The 20,347-nt window shown below is 69.3% G+C and carries 17 protein-coding genes and 1 tRNA gene; 5 read left to right on the forward strand and 13 right to left on the reverse strand.

Going from position 1 to position 20,347, the window contains the following annotated elements; all coding sequences use genetic code 11:
- Positions 1 to 49: 49 nt before the first annotated feature.
- Complete coding sequence (gene pyk / locus ACGFYQ_RS24610) at positions 50 to 1,477, forward strand: pyruvate kinase (RefSeq protein ID WP_393747284.1); 1,428 nt, start codon at positions 50 to 52, stop codon at positions 1,475 to 1,477.
- Positions 1,478 to 1,556: 79 nt separating this feature from the next.
- Here the strand turns inward: pyk and ACGFYQ_RS24615 are convergent, their stop codons facing one another.
- The 3 genes from ACGFYQ_RS24615 to ACGFYQ_RS24625 form a co-directional block, all read right to left on the reverse strand.
- Positions 1,557 to 1,808, reverse strand: a complete 252-nt coding sequence (locus ACGFYQ_RS24615; RefSeq protein WP_393747286.1) for an EF-hand domain-containing protein — start codon at positions 1,806 to 1,808, stop codon at positions 1,557 to 1,559.
- Positions 1,809 to 1,865: 57 nt separating this feature from the next.
- A complete protein-coding gene (locus tag ACGFYQ_RS24620; protein WP_393747288.1) occupies positions 1,866 to 2,657 on the reverse strand; it encodes a helix-turn-helix domain-containing protein in 792 nt (263 codons plus the stop codon).
- Positions 2,658 to 2,742: 85 nt separating this feature from the next.
- Positions 2,743 to 2,825 (reverse strand) — tRNA-Leu (locus ACGFYQ_RS24625).
- A gap of 92 nt (positions 2,826 to 2,917) precedes the next feature.
- On the opposite strand from ACGFYQ_RS24625, the gene ACGFYQ_RS24630 reads away from it, so the two are divergent.
- Complete coding sequence (locus tag ACGFYQ_RS24630) at positions 2,918 to 3,571, forward strand: ANTAR domain-containing response regulator (protein ID WP_393747290.1); 654 nt, start codon at positions 2,918 to 2,920, stop codon at positions 3,569 to 3,571.
- 59 nt (positions 3,572 to 3,630) lie between these two features.
- Here ACGFYQ_RS24630 and ACGFYQ_RS24635 read toward each other — a convergent pair whose 3' ends face one another.
- The 8 genes from ACGFYQ_RS24635 to ACGFYQ_RS24670 form a co-directional block, all read right to left on the reverse strand.
- On the reverse strand, positions 3,631 to 4,347 hold the full coding sequence (locus tag ACGFYQ_RS24635) for an ABC transporter ATP-binding protein (protein WP_393747292.1): 717 nt from the start codon (positions 4,345 to 4,347) through the stop codon (positions 3,631 to 3,633).
- A complete protein-coding gene (locus tag ACGFYQ_RS24640; RefSeq protein ID WP_393747294.1) occupies positions 4,344 to 5,312 on the reverse strand; it encodes an ABC transporter ATP-binding protein in 969 nt (322 codons plus the stop codon). Before ACGFYQ_RS24640 ends, ACGFYQ_RS24635 begins: the two co-directional genes overlap by 4 nt.
- Before the next feature lie 5 nt (positions 5,313 to 5,317).
- Positions 5,318 to 7,039, reverse strand: a complete 1,722-nt coding sequence (locus ACGFYQ_RS24645) for a branched-chain amino acid ABC transporter permease (protein WP_393747296.1) — start codon at positions 7,037 to 7,039, stop codon at positions 5,318 to 5,320.
- Positions 7,040 to 7,044: 5 nt separating this feature from the next.
- Positions 7,045 to 7,977, reverse strand: coding sequence for a branched-chain amino acid ABC transporter permease (locus tag ACGFYQ_RS24650; protein ID WP_362583512.1), 933 nt, complete (start codon positions 7,975 to 7,977; stop codon positions 7,045 to 7,047).
- 139 nt (positions 7,978 to 8,116) lie between these two features.
- Positions 8,117 to 9,352 carry a branched-chain amino acid ABC transporter substrate-binding protein gene (locus ACGFYQ_RS24655; RefSeq protein WP_393747299.1) on the reverse strand — a complete coding sequence of 412 codons (1,236 nt, stop codon included), beginning with the start codon at positions 9,350 to 9,352 and terminating at the stop codon, positions 8,117 to 8,119.
- A gap of 551 nt (positions 9,353 to 9,903) precedes the next feature.
- Positions 9,904 to 10,317 (reverse strand): hypothetical protein, encoded by a 414-nt coding sequence (locus ACGFYQ_RS24660; protein ID WP_393747301.1) that lies wholly within the window; start codon positions 10,315 to 10,317, stop codon positions 9,904 to 9,906.
- Between the two features lie 220 nt (positions 10,318 to 10,537).
- The gene (locus ACGFYQ_RS24665) at positions 10,538 to 11,020 is read right to left on the reverse strand and encodes a PaaI family thioesterase (protein WP_393747303.1); all 483 of its coding nucleotides are present in this window, start codon (positions 11,018 to 11,020) and stop codon (positions 10,538 to 10,540) included.
- Positions 11,021 to 11,074: 54 nt separating this feature from the next.
- Positions 11,075 to 13,345, reverse strand: coding sequence for an FdhF/YdeP family oxidoreductase (locus ACGFYQ_RS24670; RefSeq protein ID WP_393747305.1), 2,271 nt, complete (start codon positions 13,343 to 13,345; stop codon positions 11,075 to 11,077).
- A gap of 131 nt (positions 13,346 to 13,476) precedes the next feature.
- Here ACGFYQ_RS24670 and polA point away from each other — a divergent pair, with 131 nt between their 5' ends.
- Positions 13,477 to 16,200: a DNA polymerase I gene (polA, locus tag ACGFYQ_RS24675; protein WP_393747307.1), complete on the forward strand. Its 2,724-nt coding sequence runs from the start codon at positions 13,477 to 13,479 to the stop codon at positions 16,198 to 16,200.
- A gap of 44 nt (positions 16,201 to 16,244) precedes the next feature.
- Here the strand turns inward: polA and ACGFYQ_RS24680 are convergent, their stop codons facing one another.
- Positions 16,245 to 17,099, reverse strand: a complete 855-nt coding sequence (locus tag ACGFYQ_RS24680; RefSeq protein WP_393747309.1) for a DUF4184 family protein — start codon at positions 17,097 to 17,099, stop codon at positions 16,245 to 16,247.
- Positions 17,100 to 17,209: 110 nt separating this feature from the next.
- Between ACGFYQ_RS24680 and ACGFYQ_RS24685 the strand changes: the two genes are divergently transcribed.
- Positions 17,210 to 18,586 carry a lytic transglycosylase domain-containing protein gene (locus ACGFYQ_RS24685; protein WP_393747311.1) on the forward strand — a complete coding sequence of 459 codons (1,377 nt, stop codon included), beginning with the start codon at positions 17,210 to 17,212 and terminating at the stop codon, positions 18,584 to 18,586.
- A 298-nt stretch (positions 18,587 to 18,884) separates the two neighbouring features.
- On the opposite strand, the gene ACGFYQ_RS24690 is transcribed toward ACGFYQ_RS24685, so the two are convergent.
- On the reverse strand, positions 18,885 to 19,940 hold the full coding sequence (locus tag ACGFYQ_RS24690) for a beta-propeller fold lactonase family protein (RefSeq protein ID WP_393747313.1): 1,056 nt from the start codon (positions 19,938 to 19,940) through the stop codon (positions 18,885 to 18,887).
- A 261-nt stretch (positions 19,941 to 20,201) separates the two neighbouring features.
- On the opposite strand from ACGFYQ_RS24690, the gene ACGFYQ_RS24695 reads away from it, so the two are divergent.
- Positions 20,202 to 20,342, forward strand: a complete 141-nt coding sequence (locus ACGFYQ_RS24695) for an SPW_0924 family protein (protein ID WP_215149930.1) — start codon at positions 20,202 to 20,204, stop codon at positions 20,340 to 20,342.
- The last annotated feature ends 5 nt before the right edge of the window (positions 20,343 to 20,347 follow it).

Consider the following 20,347-nt stretch of genomic DNA (forward strand, 5'->3'; position numbering starts at 1 on the left):
ACACCCGGAACCAATTTCCTACTGCCTGGTAGGGGAATACGCTCGACCCATGCGCCGAGCGAAAATCGTATGTACCCTGGGCCCCGCCACCGACTCATACGACCAGATCAAAGCCCTGGTCGAAGCCGGAATGGACATCGCCCGCTTCAATCTCAGCCACGGCACCTACGCCGAACACGAAGAGCGCTACCAGCGCGTACGCAAGGCCTCAGACGAGACCGGCCGCAGCGTCGGCATCCTCGCCGACCTTCAAGGCCCGAAGATCCGCCTCGGCCGCTTCCACGAAGGCCCCGTACTCCTTGAACGCGGCGACGAGTTCACCATCACCGTCGAAGACCACGAAGGCGACCGCCACACCTGCGGCACCACCTACAAGGGACTCGCCACCGACGTCACCACCGGCGAACGCATCCTCGTCGACGACGGCCGCGTCACCCTCGAAGTCACCGCAGTCGACGGCCCCCGCGTCCACACCCTCGTCATCGAAGGCGGCATGGTCTCCGACCACAAGGGACTCAACCTCCCCGGCGTCGCCGTCTCCGTCCCCGCCCTCTCCGACAAGGACATCGAAGACCTCCGCTGGGCCCTGCGCACCGGCGCCGACGTCATCGCCCTCTCCTTCGTCCGCAGCGGCCGCGACATCGAAGACGTCCACCGCATCATGGACGAAGAAGGCCGCCGCCTCCCCGTCATCGCCAAGATCGAAAAGCCCCAGGCCGTCGACAACATCGACGACATCGTCGCCGCCTTCGACGGCATCATGGTCGCCCGCGGCGACCTCGGCGTCGAAATGCCCCTGGAACAAGTCCCCATCGTCCAGAAGCGCGCCGTCAAACTCGCCAAGCGCAACGCCAAGCCCGTCATCGTCGCCACCCAGATGCTCGACTCGATGATCGACAACTCCCGGCCCACCCGCGCCGAAGCCTCCGACGTCGCCAACGCCATCATCGACGGCACCGACGCCGTCATGCTTTCGGGCGAAACCAGCGTCGGCAAATACCCCGTCGAAACCGTCCGCACCATGTCACGCATCGTCGAAGCCGCCGAAGAAGACATCCTCGCCAAGGGCCTCCCGCCCCTCACCGACCGCAACAAGCCCCGCACCCAAGGCGGAGCCGTCGCCCGCGCCGCCGCCGAAATGGGCGACTTCCTCGACGCGAAATTCCTCGTCGCCTTCACCCAGAGCGGAGACACCGTCCGCCGGCTCTCCCGCTACCGCTCACCCATCCCCCTCCTCGCCTTCACCCCCGACCCCGCCACCCGCTCCCAGCTCAACCTCACCTGGGGCGTCGAAACCTTCCTCGGCCCCCACGTCGACTCGACGGACGCCATGGTCGCCCAAGTCGAAGAAGAACTCCTGCGCATCGGCCGCTGCGTCACCGGCGACGTCGTCGTCATCACCGCCGGCTCACCCCCCGGCGTCACCGGATCCACCAACCTGGTCCGCATCCACCACATCGGCGACGCCGTCCGCTAGCCGCCGCGCCACCGCTGGCCGCCGCGCCACCGCTGGCCGCCGCGCCACCGCGTCGGGCCACGCGCCCGACGCGGCCCCGCTACCAGCCGAACCGGCGATCCACCACAGCGGCGAACTCCTCGAAGCTCAAAACCGCGTCCCCGTTCGCGTCAGCGGCATCGAACAGAGCCGACGAAGCGTCCGCATCCCCCACCGCCCAGACCGGCAGAACCCCCTGAGCGGCCAGCGTCGGCCCCTTCGACCGCAGAGCCGTGATCACCTCGACACGCGTCAGCCGACCGTCCGCGTTCAGATCCAGCGCCTCGAACAGCTTGCGAGCCTTCTCGCTCATCACGCAGCCCCCTTCTCCTATGCCGTGCCCTCAACCTACGCCGACCCGAGCCGGGCCCTAGTACTTGGGCCCGATGTGGGCGTCCATCAGCGCAACGGAGTCCTTCCGGGCTATGGAGACGTTGAACGGGTCGCTGCCCCGGGCCAGGACCGTCCACTGGACGCCGACCTTGGTGAGGGTGTCGGTACAGAGCTTCCGGATGTCGTCCGACTTGTTGGTGAAGAAGTACCGGGGGTACTCGTAGCGCTTCTTCACACCCCCGACCATGCGGGTGGTCCAGTTGATCGTCCGGCACCCGTCGGAGTGGATGAGCCCCCGGACGAACTCCCAGGGATGCGCATCGACGATCTCCTGCTGCCAGCCTTCAAGGACGATGCTCCGGTCGTGCTTCTTGCCGGGCCCGTGCTGCGGGAACAGGCAAGCGAGGTGCTTGAAGTACACCTTGATGTTGTGTGCGCCTCCGCTTCGCACGCGGCAGGTCGCGTTGTGGGGAAACACGGTTCGGATGGCCGCTTCCGCTTCATCCTGGATGCCGGGCCACGAGTCGTCGAGAGTGATCATCAGACTTGGCACCTTGTGCTTGGCGTAGTGGCTGATGTGGCCGTCGCCTAGGTAGAGGCCCAACAAGTACGCGTAGGTCGCGACGTCGAGATCCCGCTGGTCACATCGGGGGCAGAGCAGTGAGGGGCGTATGGAAACGGTCTCACCGCGTTTCGCCCGGTCCACATGCTTCCAGTAGCCGATCGTGCCCAGTGGCACGTTCAGGCGTCGAGCCACCTCCGCGTTCCGTGTACCGCCGCGCAGTAAGGAGAGGGCCGTCTGTCGCACTTCGAGGCTGTGAAACTCCATGTCGCCACTGTGCGTGACGCGTGATGGCCTTGCGTAGCAAAAAGCGAACGTTCACGCGAAGGTGAACGTCCGCTTTTCGGACACGTACCGGGTGCGGGATTCGAACCCGCACGTCCTTTCGGACAGATGTGTTTGAGACATCAGCGTCTGCCATTCCGCCAACCCGGCAAGGTTGCTGGTCGGAGTGTACCGGGTGACCATCGCGCACTGCAGCTAGGTAGGCTCATCCAAGCAGTGCAGCCCCGCAAAGAGGAGCCTCCGTGACCGCCGAGCACGAGTCGACGCCCACGCCCGACGCCGACCAGTCGCACGTTCCGCCGCTGACGACGCGCGTCGTCATCGCCGAGGACGAGGCGCTCATCCGTCTCGATCTCAAGGAGATGCTGGAGGAGGAGGGGTACGCCGTCGTCGGTGAGGCCGGGGACGGCCAGACGGCCGTCGAGCTGGCCCGCGAGCACCGCCCGGACCTCGTCATCCTCGACGTGAAGATGCCCGTCCTGGACGGGATCTCCGCCGCCGAGAAGATCGCGGAGGAGTCCATCGCCCCCGTGCTGATGCTGACCGCGTTCTCGCAGCGCGACCTCGTCGAGCGCGCCCGCGACGCCGGGGCCATGGCGTACCTCGTGAAGCCGTTCAGCAAGAGCGACGTCGTGCCCGCCATCGAGATGGCGGTGTCCCGCTTCGCCGAGCTGAAGGCGCTGGAGAAGGAGGTCGCCGACCTCTCGCTCCGGCTGGAGACCCGCAAGCTCGTCGACCGGGCCAAGAGCATCCTGCAGACCCAGTACGGGCTCACGGAGCCCGCGGCCTTCCGCTGGATCCAGAAGACCTCCATGGACCGCCGTATGTCCATGCAGCAGGTCGCCGAGGCGGTCATCGAGGACGCCGAGGAGAAGAAGCAGAACGCCGCCCAGTAGGCGCGGACATGCGTGAGGCCCGCCTCCCCCGAGGGGAGGCGGGCCTCACACGTTCGTGATCAGTCCTCGCCGAGGTAGGCCTTGCGGACGTCCTCGTTGTGGAGGAGGTCCTGGCCGGTGCCGGAGAGCACGATCTTGCCGATCTCCATCACGTGCGCCGTGTCGGCGAGCGAGAGGGCGGCCTGGGCGTTCTGCTCGACGAGCAGGATGGTGGTGCCGCTGGCCTTGAGTTCGGCGATGGTCGCCATGATCTTCTGCATCATGAGCGGGGAGAGGCCCATGGAGGGCTCGTCCAGCATGAGCAGCTTGGGCTGGCACATGAGGGCGCGGCCCATGGCGAGCATCTGCTGTTCGCCGCCCGAGAGGGTGCCGGCGGCCTGCTTGCGGCGCTCTCCCAGGATGGGGAAGAGGTCGTAGGCGCGCTGGATGTCCTTCTCGATGCCTTCCTTGTCGGAGCGGAGGAAGGCTCCGAGCTGGAGGTTCTCGGCGATCGTCAGCCGGGGGAAGATGTGGCGTCCCTCGGGGGAGTGGGCCAGCTTCATGGAGACGATCTTGTGGGCGGGGACGCCGACGAGGGGTTTGCCGTCGAAGGTGACGCTGCCCGCGGTGGGCTTGAGGAGCCCGGAGAGGGTGCGCAGGGTGGTGGTCTTGCCGGCGCCGTTGGTGCCGACGAGGCAGACGATTTCCCCTTCGTTGACTTCGAAGGAGATGCCCTTGACGGCTTCGATCTTGCCGTAGGCGACCTTGAGGTCCTCGACCTTGAGCAGTGCGGTCACTTGGCCTCTCCTTCCGTGCTGGTGGTGCTGGTGGTGCTGTCTGCTTCCGCTTCCGCGTCTTCGTCCGTGGCCTCGGCCTCGGCCTCGGTGTCAGCCTCAGCCTCAGCCGCAGCCTCGGCGGCGGCTTCCGCCGCCTCGACCTCGGCGACCTCTTCGGCGCCGGGGTCGCCCTCGAAGGGGGTGCCGAGGTAGGCGGCGATGACGCGTTCGTCGCCCTGGACTTCCGCGGCGGTGCCCTCGATGAGCTTTTCGCCCTGGACGAGGCAGGCGACGCGGTCGCAGAGGTTGAAGATGAAGCGCATGTCGTGCTCGATGACGAGGACAGCGATGCCCATGTCGCGGATGGCGAAGATGAGTTCTTCGGCCGCGCGGGTTTCCTGCGGGTTCATGCCGGCGGTGGGCTCGTCCAGGAGGATGAGTCCGGGGTCGCTGGCGAGGGCGCGGGCGATTTCCAGCTTGCGCTGTTCGCCATAGGGGAGGTTCTTCGCGAGGTGGCCGGCCTTGTTCTGGAGGCCGATGAACTCGAGGAGTTCCATGGCGCGCGCTTCGCTGGCGGCTTCGGCCTTCTTGAAGCCGGGGCCGCGCAGGATGGCGGACCAGAGGCCTTCCTTGGTGCGGGTGTGGCGTCCGACGAGGACGTTCTCCAGCACGGTCATGTTGTGGAAGAGCCGGATGTTCTGGAAGGTGCGGGCGACGCCTGCTGCGGTGACCTTGTGGGGCGTGGGCGGCAGGACGGTGCCCTTGTAGCTGACGGTTCCCTCGGTGGGGACGTACAGCCCGGTGAGGCAGTTGAAGAAGGTGGTCTTGCCGGCGCCGTTGGGGCCGATGAGGCCGACGATCTCGCCCGCGTTGACCTTGAGGTCGACGCCCTTGACGGCGGTGAGGCCGCCGAAGCGCATGGTGACGCCGCTGGCTTCGAGGACGGTGGCCTTGGTGGTGGTGTCTGTGGTCGCGTTGTTCGTCATGGCTGTTATGCCCCCGCCTTGGCGGTGGCCAGGTCCGTGGGGGCCTGGTCAGCGGTGTCGTCGTGGTACTCGAGCTGCGCCCGCTTGTTGGCGATGAGGCCTTCGGGGCGGAAGCGCATGAGCAGGATGAGGGCGATGCCGAAGGCGAGGAGCTGGTAGTCCTGGAGGAAGGCCAGCTTCGCCGGGATCAGGAAGAGGAGTGCGGCGCCGAGGATGGGGCCGCGGATGGTTCCCATGCCGCCGAGGATGACGGCGGCGAGGAGGAACGCGGAGTTCGGCGGGACGGGCCCGGCGAAGACGTAGTTCTCGGGGACGACCGTGCTGTTGACGTGTGCCTGGACGGTGCCGGCGAGGCCGGCGAGGGTGGCGCCGAGGGCGAAGGCGATGAGCTTGACCTTGAAGCCGTTGATGCCCATGGCTTCGGCGGCGGTCTCGTCCTCGCGGATGGCGACCCAGGCGCGGCCGATGCGGCTGTTGCCGGCTCGGGCGAAGATCAGGACGACCAGGGCCATGACGAGCAGCATCAGGAAGTAGTAGTTGGCGTAGGCGCCGAGCACGATGCCGCCGACGGTGTGGGACTCCCCGAAGTTCCACCCGAACAGGTCGAGGTGGGGGATGTTGGGGATGCCGTTGGGGCCGTTGGTGATGTCCGGGCCGGAGTCGCCGTCGAGGTTGCCCATGGCGATGCGGAAGATTTCTCCGAAGCCGAGGGTGACGATGGCGAGGTAGTCGCCGCGCAGGCGGAGGGTCGGTGCGCCGATGACCACGCCGAAGATGAGCGAGGCGAGGGCGCCGACGATGACCGCTGCCCAGAAGGGGAGGTGGATGCCGAAGGCGGAGGCGGTGCTTCCGGAGACCAGGGCGGCGGCGTAGGCGCCGACGCCGAGGAAGGCGACGTAGCCGAGGTCGAGGAGGCCGGCGAGGCCGACGACGACGTTGAGGCCGAGGGCGACGGTCGCGAAGATCAGGATGTTGACCGCGATGAGCGTGTAGGTGTCGCCGCTCTGCTGGATGAAGGGGAAGGCGATCGCGGCGGCCGCGGTCCCGATGAGGGTGACCTGGCGGTTGTTCGCGGTGATGGTGCTGAATCGGTCGAGGAGACCGGACTTGAGCAGGGCGAAGGCCGCGAAGCCGATGATGATCAGGTAGGTGACGAAGAGCTGCGGTTCCTTGTCATCTGTGTCGATGCCGAAGGTGACCACGTAGAGGCCGAGGGCGAAGACGCCGGTGATGATGAGGATCTCGGCCCAGGAGGGCAGCTTCTTGGCGGGGGCCGCCTTGTGGCTGTCGTCGGGGAGCTTGTACGCGGCGAGGGCCGGGATGAGCGAGCCGGCGAGCGCGACGTAGGCGCCGGGCTCCAGGTGGACGAAGCCGCCCAGGACCGTGGCGATGGCGAGGACGGTGAACCAGGTGCCGGCGAGGGTGCCGAGCGCGAGGATCCACACGGGCTTGCGGGCGCCGGTGGGGGTGAGCCAGCGGAAGCCCTTGAGGCCGAGTGCGGAGAGCGCGTAGGCGGTGGTGAGGAGGGCGCCGACCAGGCTGAGGAACTGGATGGGGGCCGGGCTGCCGTAGTACGTCAGGTCGCCGGGGAACTCGTCGGTCCAGGTCCAGGCGAGGAACGCGCTGATGGCGGTGAGGAGGCTGCCGCCGATGACGGCGTACAGGAGGGCGGTGGGCTTGGGGCCCTGCTTCTCCGGCGCGGTCTGCGGGGTGGTGTTGGTGGTCATGGTTCTCACGCCCGATCCGCGACGCGCTCACCGAGCAGGCCTTGTGGCCGCACGAGGAGGACGACGATGAGGAGTACGAACGCCCAGACGTTGGACCAGGCTCCACCGCCGAGCTGCTGCATGCCGGGGATCTCTTCGATGTAGGCGATCGAGAGGGCCTCGGCGAGGCCGAGGACGACGCCGCCGACCATGGCGCCGTAGATGTTGCCGATGCCGCCGAGGACGGCCGCGGTGAAGGCCTTGAGGCCGAGGATGAAGCCCATCTCGAAGTTGATCTGGCCCTTGTCGAGGCCGTAGGCGACGGCGGCGACGGCGGCGAACGCGGCACCGATGGCGAAGGCCATGACGATGATGCGGTCGGTGTTGATGCCCATCAGCTTCGCGGTGTCGGGGTCCTGCGCGGTGGCCTGCATGGCGCGGCCGCTGCGGCTCTTGGAGACGAAGACGCCGAGGGCGAGCATGCAGAGCGGGGCGAGGATGAGGACGAAGAGGTCCGCGCGCTGGATGGCCAGGCTGTCGGTGATCTTGAAGGCGGCGCCCTTGAACTCAGGGAAGCTGACTGCCTTCTTGGCGTCCGGGTAGAACTGCCAGACGAGCTGCTGGAGCGCGATCGAGAGGCCGATTGCGGTGATGAGCGGGGCGAGCCGTGGGGCGCTGCGCAGGGGGCGGTAGGCGAAGCGTTCGGCTGCGGTGGCGACGAGGACCGAGGCGAGTGCGCCTCCGACGATCATGACGGGTATCGCGATCAGCAGGGAGGTGCCGGTCGGGAGGATGGCGTAGGCGGTGAGCGCGCCGAAGCCGCCGATCATGAAGATCTCGCCGTGGGCGAAGTTGATGAGCTGGACGATGCCGTAGACCATGGTGTACCCGATGGCGATGAGGCCATAAAGGGCACCGAGGGCAAGGCCGTTGGCCAGCTGTTGCGGCAGTTCGTGCACCGCAGGGCCTCCGATGAGCGTGTCGGATAAGACTCCGCGCGAGGGCGCTGTTTGCGCCCTCGCGCGGCTGGTTCTTTTTGAGGGGGTCAGGCCGTCGGGACGGACCGGCCCGGGAGTCCCGGCTGGCGGGACGTGGGGATTACTGGTTGAACGTGTCGCTCTTGACGTCGATCCACTTGCCGCCCTCGACCTTGTAGACCGTGAGCTGCTTGTTGGTGGTGTCGCCGTACTGGTCGAAGGCGACCTTGCCGGTCACGCCTTCGAAGGAGACCTTGGCGAGAGCCTCGACGACCTTGGCGCGGGCGTCGGTGGGCAGCTTGCCGTTGTTGGCGGCGACAGCGGCCTTGACGGCCTGGACGACGGCCCAGCCGGCGTCGTAGGAGTAGCCACCGTAGGCGGCGTACGGGTCCTTGTAACCGGCGGCCTGGTAGTCGGCGATGAAGGTCTTGGCGGTGGGGAGCTTCTCGACCGGGTAGCCGATGGAGGTGGCGAGGTCGCCCTCGTTGGCCTCACCGGAGGCGCTGATGAAGGCGGGGTCCTGGATGCCGTCGCCGCCCATGAGGGGGATGTTGGCGCCGGTCTTCTTGATCTGGTCGGCGAGCAGGCCGCCCTCGGGGTACTGGCCGCCGAAGTAGACGGAGTCGGCGCCGGAGGACTTGACCTTGTCGGCGGTGGAGGAGAAGTCGGTCTCCTTCACGGTGACGTGGTCGGTGCCGGCGACCTCGCCGCCGAGCTTCTTGAACTCGTCGGCGAAGATCGCGGCCAGGCCGGCGCCGTAGGTCTGCTTGTCGTCGACGATGAAGACCTTCTTCTTGCCGGCGTCCTTGAAGAGGTACTGGGCGGCGAACTTGCCCTGGACCACGTCGGTGGCGGCGGTGCGGAAGTAGGTCGGGAAGGGGCGCTTGAACTCGCCCTTGCCCCAGTTGTCGCCCTGGCTGAGCGAGGGGTTGGTGTTGGCCGGGGAGACCTGCGCCAGGTTCGCGGCGGCGAAGACGCCCTGCATCTGCTGGGCGACGCCGGAGTTCAGCGGGCCGACGACGCCGACGACGTCCTTGTTGCCGACGAGCTTGGTGGCGTTGGCCTGACCGGAGGCGGGGACCGCCTGGTCGTCGAGGGCCTCGACCTTGAACTCGATGCCGGGGACCTCGTTGTTCTTGTTGGCCGTCTTGGCCGCGAGGTCGACCGAGTTCTTGATGCCCTGGCCGAGGGCCGAGAGCGAGCCGGTGAGGGGGGCGTCCACGCCGATGACGACGACGGTCTTCTTGCCGTCGGTCTTGTCCCCGGACTTCGCCTCGTCGCGCGATCCGCAGGCGGTGAGGGTCAGTGCTCCCGTGGTGATCACGGTGGTGAGGACGAGCAAAGAACGGTGTCGCACGATTCTTCCTTTCCCTGGCGCGGCTCCCTCTGTGAGGTGCCGTTCGGTCGCCGGGCCGCACTGGGGTGTACAGCGGCCGTGCTGGTCGCGCCCAGCGGCGCGGTGACTGGCCGTGACTCTAGGCCCGAGGTGGCGAGCGCGGGGAGCAGAGAAAGGAGGATGTGACTCTCTTGTTATGCCAAGGCCAAGAATGCGTGGTGGGAGTGTGGACAAAACGGGCGTTTAGCGACGCCGGAGAATGTCCGCATCGTGAGAATTACCTGTTCGACTAAGGGGCTTGAGCCCTCCATGCACCTGTCTTAGATCAAATTGCGCCAAATGTGGCTGCGCGTGTCCGAAAGAATTCAGCAGGTGGTCATTCCCAGGGGAAAAGGGGGATTACATACGACGTGACCATTACGCAGGGTGATGGTGCCGGACGGGCAAAGGTGATCCACTTCGCTGGGGTGGATCTTGTCTCCGGGGTGAAAGGGCACGTCACCTGTGGTGCAGCCCTGCGGGGGCAGGTGACCGGAAGCCGGACAGGGCGTACGGGAATGCGGTGACCTGGGTCACGTCGGGGGCCGCCAGTTCTCGGAGCTCCAGGTCGCACCGTTCTGCTCGGCGCAGCGCTGGGCGACGAACCGGTCGATCAGCTCAAGTGCCTTGTCCCGACCGCCAGTTCGCTCCTCGGCGCGGCCCGCGGCCACGGCGTCCTCGTGGATCTTGTACTGGTCGTTCGACAGCCCCTTCTGCTCCCAGTCCAGACCGGACCATTTGGTGCCCAGGAGGGTCTCCTTCGCCCAGTAGGACACGAGGCTGGTGCAGATCTGCGCGGGGGAGGAAGGGCTGGTGGCGGGGCTCTCCTGGGCTGCCGTGGGAGGCGGGGCGGAAGGAGAGCATCCGGTCAGGGTGCCGGTCAGGGCGAGCGCCGCGAGCAGGGTGGAGGCGGCGTACCGGACCGTGGAGCGTGGCGGGGTCCCCATGAGGGGAAGGTAGGCGGTCACCATCGGTGACACAACAGACAGGGACGGAACAGGTGCGGACTGGCGGATTCCGGGCGGGTGCGGGAAGGGGTGCGGAAGGACCGCGGGAGGTGCGGGAAGGGGTGCGGAAGGAGTGCGCGGGGAACGGCCGCAGGCCCGGACGCGCCGCCCGTGGGGCGGGGTCCGGGCCTGCGGAAGGTCCGTTGGGCGCGCGGCCGGGTCAGGCTCCGGCGGGGGCCTCGGCGGCCGGGGCGGCGTCGCGCAGCAGGCAGGTCAGCCGGGCGGTGCAGACGCGCCGGTCCTGCTCGTCGCTGATGACGACCTCGTAGGTGGTGGTGGAGCGGCCGCGGTGCACGGGGGTGGCGACGCCGGTGACCGTGCCGGAGCGCACGCCCCGGTGGTGGGTGCAGTTCAGGTCCACGCCGACGGCGATCTTGTTGATGCCGCCGTGCATCATCGCGCCGATCGAGCCGAGGGTCTCGGCCAGTACGGCGGAGGCTCCGCCGTGCAGCAGTCCGTACGGCTGGGTGTTGCCCTTGACCGGCATGGTGGCCACGACCCGCTCGGCCGAGGCCTCCAGGATCTTGATGTCCATGCGCTCGCCGAGGTCGCCCGCCGAGAACAGCGCGGGCAGGTCGATGCCCAGGGCCGCGTACTCGTCGAGGACCTCCTGCGGGAACTTCACTGCGTGCTGCTCGCCCATGGGCCGGCTCCGTTCGTCAACGCTCGTTAACCTGCTTGTCCTGAGGTCGTTCTATCAGGCCGGTTCGAAGCGGATGACGACGGACTTGCTCGCCGGGGTATTGCTGGTGTCCGCGGTGGAGTCCAGCGGGACCAGCACGTTCGTCTCGGGGTAGTAGGCGGCCGCGCAGCCGCGGGCGGTCGGGTAGTGCACCACGCGGAAGCCGGGCGCGCGCCGCTCCACGCCGTCCTTCCACTCGCCGACCAGGTCCGTGTACGAGCCGTCGGCGAGCCCGAGCTCGGCGGCGTCCTCGGGGTTGACCATGACGACGCGGCGGCCGCCGGTGATCCCGCGGTAGCGGTCGTCGAGGCCGTAGATGGTGGTGTTGTACTGGTCGTGGCTGCGCAGGGTCTGCAGGAGCAGCCGGCCCGCCGGGACCCGCGGGTACTCCACCGGCGCGGCGGTGAAGTTGGCCTTGCCGGTCTTGGTGGGGAAGCGGCGCTCGTCACGCGGGGCGTGCGGGAGCTGGAATCCGCCCGGGCGGGCCACGCGGGCGTTGAAGTCCTCGAAGCCGGGGACGACGCGGGAGATCCGGTCGCGGATGGCGGAGTAGTCCCGTTCGAACTCCTCCCACGGGGTCTTGGAGGCCTCGCCGAGGACGGCGCGGGCCATGCGGGCCACGATCGCGGGCTCGGAGAGCAGGTGCGGCGAGGCCGGGGCGAGGTTGCCGCGGGAGGAGTGGACCATGCCCATGGAGTCCTCGACGGTCACGAACTGCTTGCCCGACGCCTGGACGTCCTTGTCGGTGCGGCCGAGGGTGGGCAGGATCAGGGCGCGCCTGCCGGTGACCGCGTGGGAGCGGTTGAGCTTGGTGGAGACGTGGACGGTCAGGGAGGCGCGGCGGATCGCGGCCTCGGTGACCTCGGTGTCGGGGGTGGCGCCGACGAAGTTGCCGCCCATGGCGAAGAAGACCTTGGCCTCGCCGTCGCGCAGGGCCTGGATGGAGCGGACCACGTCGAAGCCGTGGTGGCGCGGCGAGGTGATCCGGAATTCGCGGTCGAGGGCGTCGAGGAAGGCGGGCGCGGGGCGCTCGAAGATCCCCATGGTGCGGTCGCCCTGGACGTTGGAGTGGCCGCGGACCGGGCAGACGCCGGCCCCGGGGCGGCCGATGTCGCCGCGCAGCAGGAGCAGGTTGACGACCTCGCGGATGGTGGCGACGGCGTGCTTGTGCTGGGTGAGGCCCATGGCCCAGCAGACGATGGTGCGCTTCGAGGCCAGGATCATGGCCAGCGCCTGCTCGATCTCGGGCCGGGTCAGGCCGGTCGCGGTGAGGGTCTCGTCCCAGTCGGCTTCCTTGGCCGCGGCCGCGAACTCCTCGTAGCCGTGGGTGTGTTCGCGGATGAACTGCTCGTCGGTGGCCCCGCCCGCCTCGATGACCAGCTTGTTCAGGAGGCGGAAGAGTGCCTGGTCGCCGCCGATGCGGATCTGCAGGAAGAGGTCGTTGAGGGCGGTGCCCTTGAGCATGCCGAGGGGGGTCTGCGGGTTCTTGAACCGCTCCATCCCGGCCTCGGGCAGCGGATTCACCGAGATGATCTTCGCGCCGGCGGACTTGGCCTGTTCCAGGGCGGAGAGCATGCGCGGGTGGTTGGTGCCCGGGTTCTGCCCGGCGACGACGATCAGTTCGGCTTGGTGGAGGTCTTCGAGGGAGACGCTGCCCTTGCCGATGCCGATGGTCTCGTTCAGCGCGGAGCCCGAGGACTCGTGGCACATGTTCGAGCAGTCGGGCAGGTTGTTGGTGCCGAACTCGCGGGCGAAGAGCTGGAAGAGGAACGCGGCCTCGTTGCTGGTGCGGCCCGAGGTGTAGAAGAGGGCCTCGTCGGGGGAGGCGAGCGCGGTCAGTTCCTCCGCGATGATCTCGAAGGCCCGCTCCCAGCTGATCGCCTCGTACCGGTCGCCGCCCTCCGGCACGTACATGGGGTGGGTGATCCGGCCCTGCTGCCCCAGCCAGTAGCCCGAGCGCGTGGCCAGGTCGGCGAGGGGGTGCGCGGCGAAGAACTCCGGGGTGACCCGGCGCAGCGTGGCCTCCTCGGCGACGGCCTTGGCGCCGTTCTCGCAGAACTCGGCGGTGTGCCGCTTGTCGCCCTCGGGCCAGGCGCAGCCGGGACAGTCGAAGCCGTCCTTCTGGTTGACCTTGAGCAGGGTGCGGGCGGTACGGGCCAGGCCCATCTGCTGCTGCGCGATCTTCAGGGTGTGCCCGATCGCGGGCAGCCCGGCGGCGGCGTGCTTCGGGGGCGCGACCTGCGGCGCGTCCTGTACCGGATCACCTGCGGGCGGCTTGGTGGCCATGTCGCTCCCCTTCGAGCTGTCTGCGCGTACACCTTCGATCCTGTCACGCCGCGCCGACATCGCCGACGCCGGATTCGGCGGTCCCCGCAGCCCGTCCGGTTTTGTCGGTGGGGGCGCCTAGGATCGGGGGCGTGGCAGATTCAGCATCGAAGAAGACCGACCAGACGACCGCAGCGGACCGCCCCCGCCTGATGCTCATGGACGGGCACTCCCTGGCGTACCGGGCGTTCTTCGCGCTGCCCGCGGAGAACTTCACGACCGCGACCGGCCAGCCGACCAACGCCATCTACGGCTTCGCGTCGATGCTGGCGAACACGTTGCGCGACGAGGCGCCCACGCACTTCGCGGTGGCGTTCGACGTGTCCCGCAAGACGTGGCGCTCGACGGAGTTCCCCGAGTACAAGGCGAACCGCTCCAAGACCCCCGACGAGTTCAAGGGGCAGGTCGAGCTGATCGGCGAGCTGCTCGACGCAATGCATGTGCCGCGGTTCGCGGTCGACGGCTTCGAGGCCGACGACGTGATCGCGACGCTGGCGACGCAGGCGGAGGCCCTCGGTTTCGACGTGCTGATCGTCACCGGCGACCGCGACTCCTTCCAGCTCGTCTCCGAGCACACCACCGTGCTCTACCCGACCAAGGGCGTCTCCGAGCTGACCCGGTTCACGCCGGAGAAGGTGGAGGAGAAGTACGGGCTCACTCCCCAGCAGTATCCGGACTTCGCGGCGCTGCGCGGTGACCCGTCCGACAACCTGCCGGGCATCCCGGGCGTCGGTGAGAAGACCGCCGCCAAGTGGATCACCCAGTTCGGGTCGTTCGCGGAGCTCGTGGAGCGCGCCGAGGAGGTCAAGGGCAAGGTCGGGCAGAACCTGCGGGACCACCTGGAGTCCGTCAAGCTCAACCGCGTCCTGACCGAGATGGTCAAGGACGTGGAGCTGCCCAAGACGCCGGAGGACCTGACGCGCCTGCCGTACGACCGCTCCGCGATGCTCGGCGTGCTGGACGTGCTGGAGATCCGCAACGCCTCGCTGCGCGAGCGGCTGCTGGCCGTGGACCCGGGCGCGGCCGAGGTCGAAGCCCCGGCTCCGGTTGCGGCGGATGTGGAGCTGGACGGTTCCGTTCTGGGCGCCGGCGAGCTCGCTCCGTGGCTCGAAGCCCACGCGGGCGCCCCGCTGGGCGTGTCCACCGTCGACAGCTGGGCGCTGGGCCAGGGCAATGTCAGCGAGATCGCGCTGGCCTCGGCCGCGGGTCCGGCCGCCTGGTTCGAGCCGTCCGAGCTGGACGAGGCCGACGAGCGGGCCTTCGCGGCCTGGGCGGCCGACCCGGCGAGGCCGAAGGTCGTGCACAACGCCAAGGGCCTGATGCGGGTCTTCCCCGAGCACGGCTGGAGCCTCGCCGGCGTCACCATGGACACCGCGCTCGCCGCCTACCTGGTCAAGCCGGGCCGCCGGTCCTTCGCCCTGGACGTGCTGTCCAACGAGTACCTGCACCGGGAGCTCGCGCCGGCCGCCGCCGACGGGCAGCTGGCCTTCGGCGCCGACGAGACGGCCGAGGCGGAGGCACTGATGGCGCAGGCCCGCGCCGTCCTGGACCTGGGCGAGGCCTTCACCGGCAAGCTCGCCGAGGTCGGCGCCGTCGAGCTGCTCCACGACATGGAGCTGCCGACCTCCGAGCTGCTCGCCCGGATGGAGCGGTCCGGCATCGCCGCCGACCGCGACCACCTGGAGGCCATGGAGCAGCAGTTCGCGGGAGCGGTGCAGCAGGCGGTGAAGGAGGCGCACGCGGCGGTCGGCCACGAGTTCAACCTCGGCTCGCCCAAGCAGCTCCAGGAGGTCTTCTTCGGCGAGCTGGACCTGCCGAAGACGAAGAAGACCAAGACCGGCTACACCACGGACGCGGACGCACTGGCCTGGCTGGCCACGCAGACCGACCACGAACTGCCGGTGATCATGCTGCGGCACCGGGAGCAGGCCAAGCTGCGCGTCACCGTCGAGGGCCTGGTCAAGACCATCGCCGCCGACGGCCGGGTGCACACCAGCTTCAGCCAGACCGTCGCCGCGACCGGCCGCCTGTCCTCCACCGACCCCAACCTGCAGAACGTGCCGGTGCGCACCGACGAGGGCCGCGCCATCCGCCGCGGCTTCGTCGTCGGCGAGGGGTTCGAGTCCCTCATGACCGCCGACTACAGCCAGATCGAGCTGCGCGTGATGGCCCACCTCTCCGAGGACGAGGGCCTGATCGAGGCCTTCGCGACCGGCGAGGACCTGCACACCACCGTCGCCTCCCAGGTGTTCGGCGTGGAGCGGTCGCAGGTCGACGCCGAGATGCGCCGCAAGATCAAGGCCATGTCGTACGGGCTCGCGTACGGGCTCTCCGCGTTCGGTCTCGCCCAGCAGCTGAACATCGAGCCCGCCGAGGCGCGCGGCCTGATGGAGACCTTCTTCGAGCGGTTCGGCGGGGTCCGGGACTACCTGCAGCGCGTCGTGGACGAGGCCCGGGCCACCGGATACACGGCGACGGTCTTCGGCCGCCGCCGGTACCTGCCCGACCTCAACAGCGACAACCGCCAGCGCCGCGAGGCCGCCGAGCGGATGGCGCTCAACGCCCCGATCCAGGGCACCGCGGCCGACATCGTCAAGGTCGCGATGCTGCGCGTGGACAAGGCGATCGTGGCGGCCGGCCTCACGTCGCGGATGCTGCTCCAGGTCCACGACGAAATCGTGCTGGAGATCGCCCCCGGCGAGCGGAAGCAGGTGGAGGAGCTGGTGCGCCGCGAGATGGGCGCCGCCGTCGAACTCCGGGCCGCCCTGGACGTGTCGGTGGGTGTCGGCGCCGACTGGGAGTCCGCCGCGCACTGACCCGCGCAGGTACGTACGGCTCGCGCCGCGCCCGTTCGCGCCGCCTACCGGGCGGCGGGAACGGGCGTTCGCGCATCCTCGTCCGAGCGGCTCCGGTCGCACCGGTGGCGCAGGCGCACGAGGACCCCGTACAGCAGCAGGCCCACGGCGAGGCCGCCGCCCGCGCCGAAGCAGACGGTCGGGACGATGTCGAGCGGCGAGCGGATCCGGTCGAAGAACGTGAAGAAGCGGACCACGCGCATCGTGACCCCGACCGCCACGCACCCCACGACCAGCGCGAGCGCACCCCGCAGCTCGGCGCGGGTCAGCGCCGGTACGGACGGCGGAACCCGCGAGGCCGGCAGCCGCCGCAGGGCGGTCGCCGTGAACCAGAGCAGAGCGCAGGCCGCGATCGCCGAACTGCCGTACTGCAGGTACGTGTAGAGCGGCAGGCCGAAGGCGAGCGGCTCGCCGAGCGCCGGCAGGGCGTTCGTCCCCCAGCGGTCCAGGTGCGTGAAGCTGTCCCACACCACGTGCGTGAGCGAGCCGACGACCGCCGAGAGGTAGAACCACAGCGCGAGCGAGGGCAGTTGGCGCCCCCTCCAGTGCTCGCCGCGTACGAAGGCGTGGGCGCGGCCCCGCCACCCGCGCGGCAGGAGCGCGATCAGCGGCTCGCGCAACAGCAGCCAGCACCCCACCAGGGTTGCGGTGAGCACGGCGTCCGCGGTGAGCACGCCCGGCAGCGAATGCGTGAAGTCGCCGTAAGACATGACCCCTTCGACGACCGCGTCGGCGAAGTAGAACGTGTCCGGTGCGAACGATCCGAGGACCAGCGCCGAGGCGACCAGCGGCCCCCGCGCGCGCCCGGTCCGGCGGACGGCCGGAAGTACGGCGGCCGCGTGGCTGAGGGTGAACGGCATGGCACCTCGCGTAGACGTGGGGATGTGGTGAATTCCCGTCCACAGTACGTGCCCTGTGCAGGGGGCTGACGTAGGGTCGCGCCCGACGTCGAGGGGGAGGGGTCCGGCTCATGTCGGCTCGAATATTCGGACGCAGGCTGCGCAGGGGCGGGGCGGCCGCCCTGGTCTGCGCGCTGGTGGTCGCCGCGGTGACCGCCTCCCAAGGACCGGCCGGCGGCCACGCGGACCGGATCTCCGCGGCCGGAGAGGGCGGTACGCCGGCCCTCCCGGAGGCGGCCGGAACCGGAGGGGACTCCTCGTACTTCACCGAACTGCCGCCCCTGGCGAGCCCCGAGCCGCCGGCCGTGCTGCTGCCGGAAGGCGGCGCGCCGACCGAGCCGGTGGAGCAGGCGGTGGACGGGTCCGGATCCGGGCCCGTGGTCGCGGGCGTGGGTGAGGGCGCGCAGGGGATACCGGCGAGCGTGCTCGCGGCGTACCTGCGGGCGGAGAAGGCGGTGGGGGAGAGCGACGCCCGCTGCGGACTGCGCTGGCAGCTCCTCGCGGCGATCGGCAAGGTCGAGTCCGGGCAGGCGCGCGGCGGCCGGGTGGACGCGGCCGGGACCACGCTGCGGCCGATCCTGGGGCCGGTGCTGAACGGCAACGGCTTCGCCGACATCCCGGACACGGACGGCGGGGCGTACGACGGAGACGCCAGGTACGACCGGGCGGTCGGGCCCATGCAGTTCATCCCCTCCACGTGGGCGGCGTGGGGCCAGGACGCGGACGGCGACGGCCGGCGCAACCCGAACAACGTGTACGACGCGGCCCTCGCGGCAGGGCGGTACCTGTGCGCGGGGACCCGGGACCTGCGGGTGGACGCGGACCTGGACCGGGCGGTGCTCTCGTACAACCGGTCCACCGAGTACCTGAAGACGGTGCGGTCCTGGTTCACGTACTACCTCAAGGGGACGCACGAGGTCCCGGACAGCGGAGGCACGGGCGTGCCCGCGGCAACACCGCCGAAGCCGGACCCCAAGCCGGAGCCGAAGCCGACGCCGAGCCCCACGCCCACACCGGCGCCCAGCCCGACCCCGACGCCGTCCCCGGATCCGAAACCGACCCCCACGCCGACGCCGACCCCCACGCCCACGCCCACCCCCACGCCCACGCCCACCCCCACGCCCACGCCCACCCCCACGCCGACGCCGGATCCGACGCCGACCCCCACGCCCACGCCCACCCCCACGCCCACGCCCACCCCCACGCCGACGCCGGATCCGAAGCCGACCCCGACGCCGTCACCCACCCCTACCCCCGCTCCCACTCCCACGCCGAGCCCCAAGCCCACTCCCAGCCCGACCCCGACCCCGACGCCGACGCCGACACCGTCTCCGACCCCGTCCCCGACGGCCACCGCGACGGCGAAGCCCACGCCCAAGCCGTCCGCGTCGATGCCCCCGTCCCCTTCCCCCACGCCGCAGCCGACCGGCCCGGGGGAAAGCCCGTAGTCGAACGGTTCTCATCTCGTCACGGACGCAGGACCACCGAGGACCGCGTGGTCACGGCGCCCTTGTCAGTGCCTGCGGCTAGATTTCCGCGCGTTGGGCCGGCCAGTGCCGCATCTGCGGATCACGCGGCCAAGGGGGGTGGCTCAGAAGAGTTCGCCGAGCGTGTTATCCGCGATCTCGTGCAGCTCCCACCCCACCCCCCTTCCAACCGTGGGTTCAAATCCCGCACCCACCGCAGATGAACGGCCCCTGACCAGGTAAATCGGTCGGGGCCGTTCAATAGGGATTTGCTGCGGTGTCAGAAAGTGGCGACTCCGAACGGCGAGTTGCCGACGGTGATGGTGGTGACTGCGTTGTTGGTGGTGTCGATCATCGACACGGTGTTGACTTGGAAGTTGGTCACGTAGGCGCGGTCGCGGAGCGAATCCACCGCCACCCCCATCGGGCCGCTGCCGACGCCGATGCGGGGCAGGATCTCCGTGTTGTTGCTGGTGTCGATCACCGACACGGTGTCGTCGCCGTTGTTGGCCACGTAGGCGCGGTCGGTGGACGGGTCCACCGCCACCCCGACCGGGGCGGTGCCGACGGGAACGGTGGCGACGACCGTGTTGACATCGTTGTTGGTGTCGATCACCGACACGTCGTTGTCGACGGAGTTGGTCACGTAGGCGCGGGCACTGGACGGGTCCACCGCCACCCCGACCGGGCCGTCGCCGATGCCCTCGGTTGCGGTGATGGTGTCGATCACCTGGTTGGTGCTGGCGTTGATCACCGACACGGTGTCGTTGTTCGGGTGGGTCACGTAGACGCGCGCACGGGACGGGTCCACCGCCACCTGCTCGGGGTTGGTGCCGACCGTAATGGTGGCGATCACGCGGTTGTTCCTGGTGTTGATCACCGACACGGTGCCGACGTTGAAGTTGGTCACGTAGGCGCGGGCACGGGTCGAGTCCACCGCCACCGCGTTCGGGCCGCCGCCCACGGCGATGGGGCGCCCGACCACCCGGTTGTTCCTGGTGTTGATCACCGACACGGTGCCGTCGAAGGCGTTGGCCACGTAGGCGCGGGCACGGGGCGGGTCCACCGCCACCCCGAACGGGCTGTCGCCGACGGGAATGGTGGCCGTGACCGTGTTGGTGGTGGAGTCGATCACCGACACGGTGTCGTCGCCGGCATTGGTCACATAGGCGGTGTGGGACTGCCGGTCTGGGCGCTCGTCTGCCGAGACGTGCGGGGTGACGCCGGGCAGCAGTGCGGTGCACAGTGCGGCCAGCGCCCCGACCAGCCATACGCGGCGCCTGTGACGGGTCCGATTCGCTCTCGTGTTCGTGTGTCTTTCCGGGGTGGTGTGCATCGGCATCTCCTGGCTGCTGCGTCTCGTCATTCCAGAGGCCTGAGATCGGATACGGCCGCTGAGCTGTGCTCGGCTGCGATTGATCAGCTGGTAGCAGCGTCCTTGAGCCGGCTTCGATGACCTAGTAGGCAGGCCCGGCCGAACGGGTTGCCCCCGCTGCGGACGGCCCCACCTGATCCACGGCTCTGACGGTTCTCATCTCGCGTCCGCATTGCTACGGTGCCTCCGCCCTGACGCCCTATCAGATTCCGGAGGCCCGGCATGCGCGCATTCATCGCCGCCGCCAGCGGGCTCGTCCTCGCGGTGCTCCTCGTCCTCGCCATCACGGCGCTCGGGGCGCCCGAAGGCAAGACCTCGCCCAAGCCCCTGCTCACCACCGCGCCCCCCGCGCCCGGAAAGTAGAGGAG

Source organism: Streptomyces sp. NPDC048258 (assembly GCF_043201995.1).
GTDB lineage: Bacteria > Actinomycetota > Actinomycetes > Streptomycetales > Streptomycetaceae > Streptomyces.

Excerpts from the sequence above, each read along its gene's own strand:
- pyk (WP_393747284.1), top strand. The coding sequence starts at position 50 with ATGCGCCGAGCGAAAATCGTATGTACCCTGGGCCCCGCCACCGACTCA.
- ACGFYQ_RS24615 (WP_393747286.1), bottom strand. The coding sequence starts at position 1,808 with ATGAGCGAGAAGGCTCGCAAGCTGTTCGAGGCGCTGGATCTGAACGCG.
- ACGFYQ_RS24620 (WP_393747288.1), bottom strand. The coding sequence starts at position 2,657 with ATGGAGTTTCACAGCCTCGAAGTGCGACAGACGGCCCTCTCCTTACTG.
- ACGFYQ_RS24640 (WP_393747294.1), bottom strand. The coding sequence starts at position 5,312 with ATGACGAACAACGCGACCACAGACACCACCACCAAGGCCACCGTCCTC.
- ACGFYQ_RS24645 (WP_393747296.1), bottom strand. The coding sequence starts at position 7,039 with ATGACCACCAACACCACCCCGCAGACCGCGCCGGAGAAGCAGGGCCCC.
- ACGFYQ_RS24660 (WP_393747301.1), bottom strand. The coding sequence starts at position 10,317 with ATGGGGACCCCGCCACGCTCCACGGTCCGGTACGCCGCCTCCACCCTG.
- ACGFYQ_RS24665 (WP_393747303.1), bottom strand. The coding sequence starts at position 11,020 with ATGGGCGAGCAGCACGCAGTGAAGTTCCCGCAGGAGGTCCTCGACGAG.
- ACGFYQ_RS24670 (WP_393747305.1), bottom strand. The coding sequence starts at position 13,345 with ATGGCCACCAAGCCGCCCGCAGGTGATCCGGTACAGGACGCGCCGCAG.
- ACGFYQ_RS24680 (WP_393747309.1), bottom strand. The coding sequence starts at position 17,099 with ATGCCGTTCACCCTCAGCCACGCGGCCGCCGTACTTCCGGCCGTCCGC.
- ACGFYQ_RS24685 (WP_393747311.1), top strand. The coding sequence starts at position 17,210 with ATGTCGGCTCGAATATTCGGACGCAGGCTGCGCAGGGGCGGGGCGGCC.
- ACGFYQ_RS24690 (WP_393747313.1), bottom strand. The coding sequence starts at position 19,940 with ATGCACACCACCCCGGAAAGACACACGAACACGAGAGCGAATCGGACC.
- ACGFYQ_RS24695 (WP_215149930.1), top strand. The coding sequence starts at position 20,202 with ATGCGCGCATTCATCGCCGCCGCCAGCGGGCTCGTCCTCGCGGTGCTC.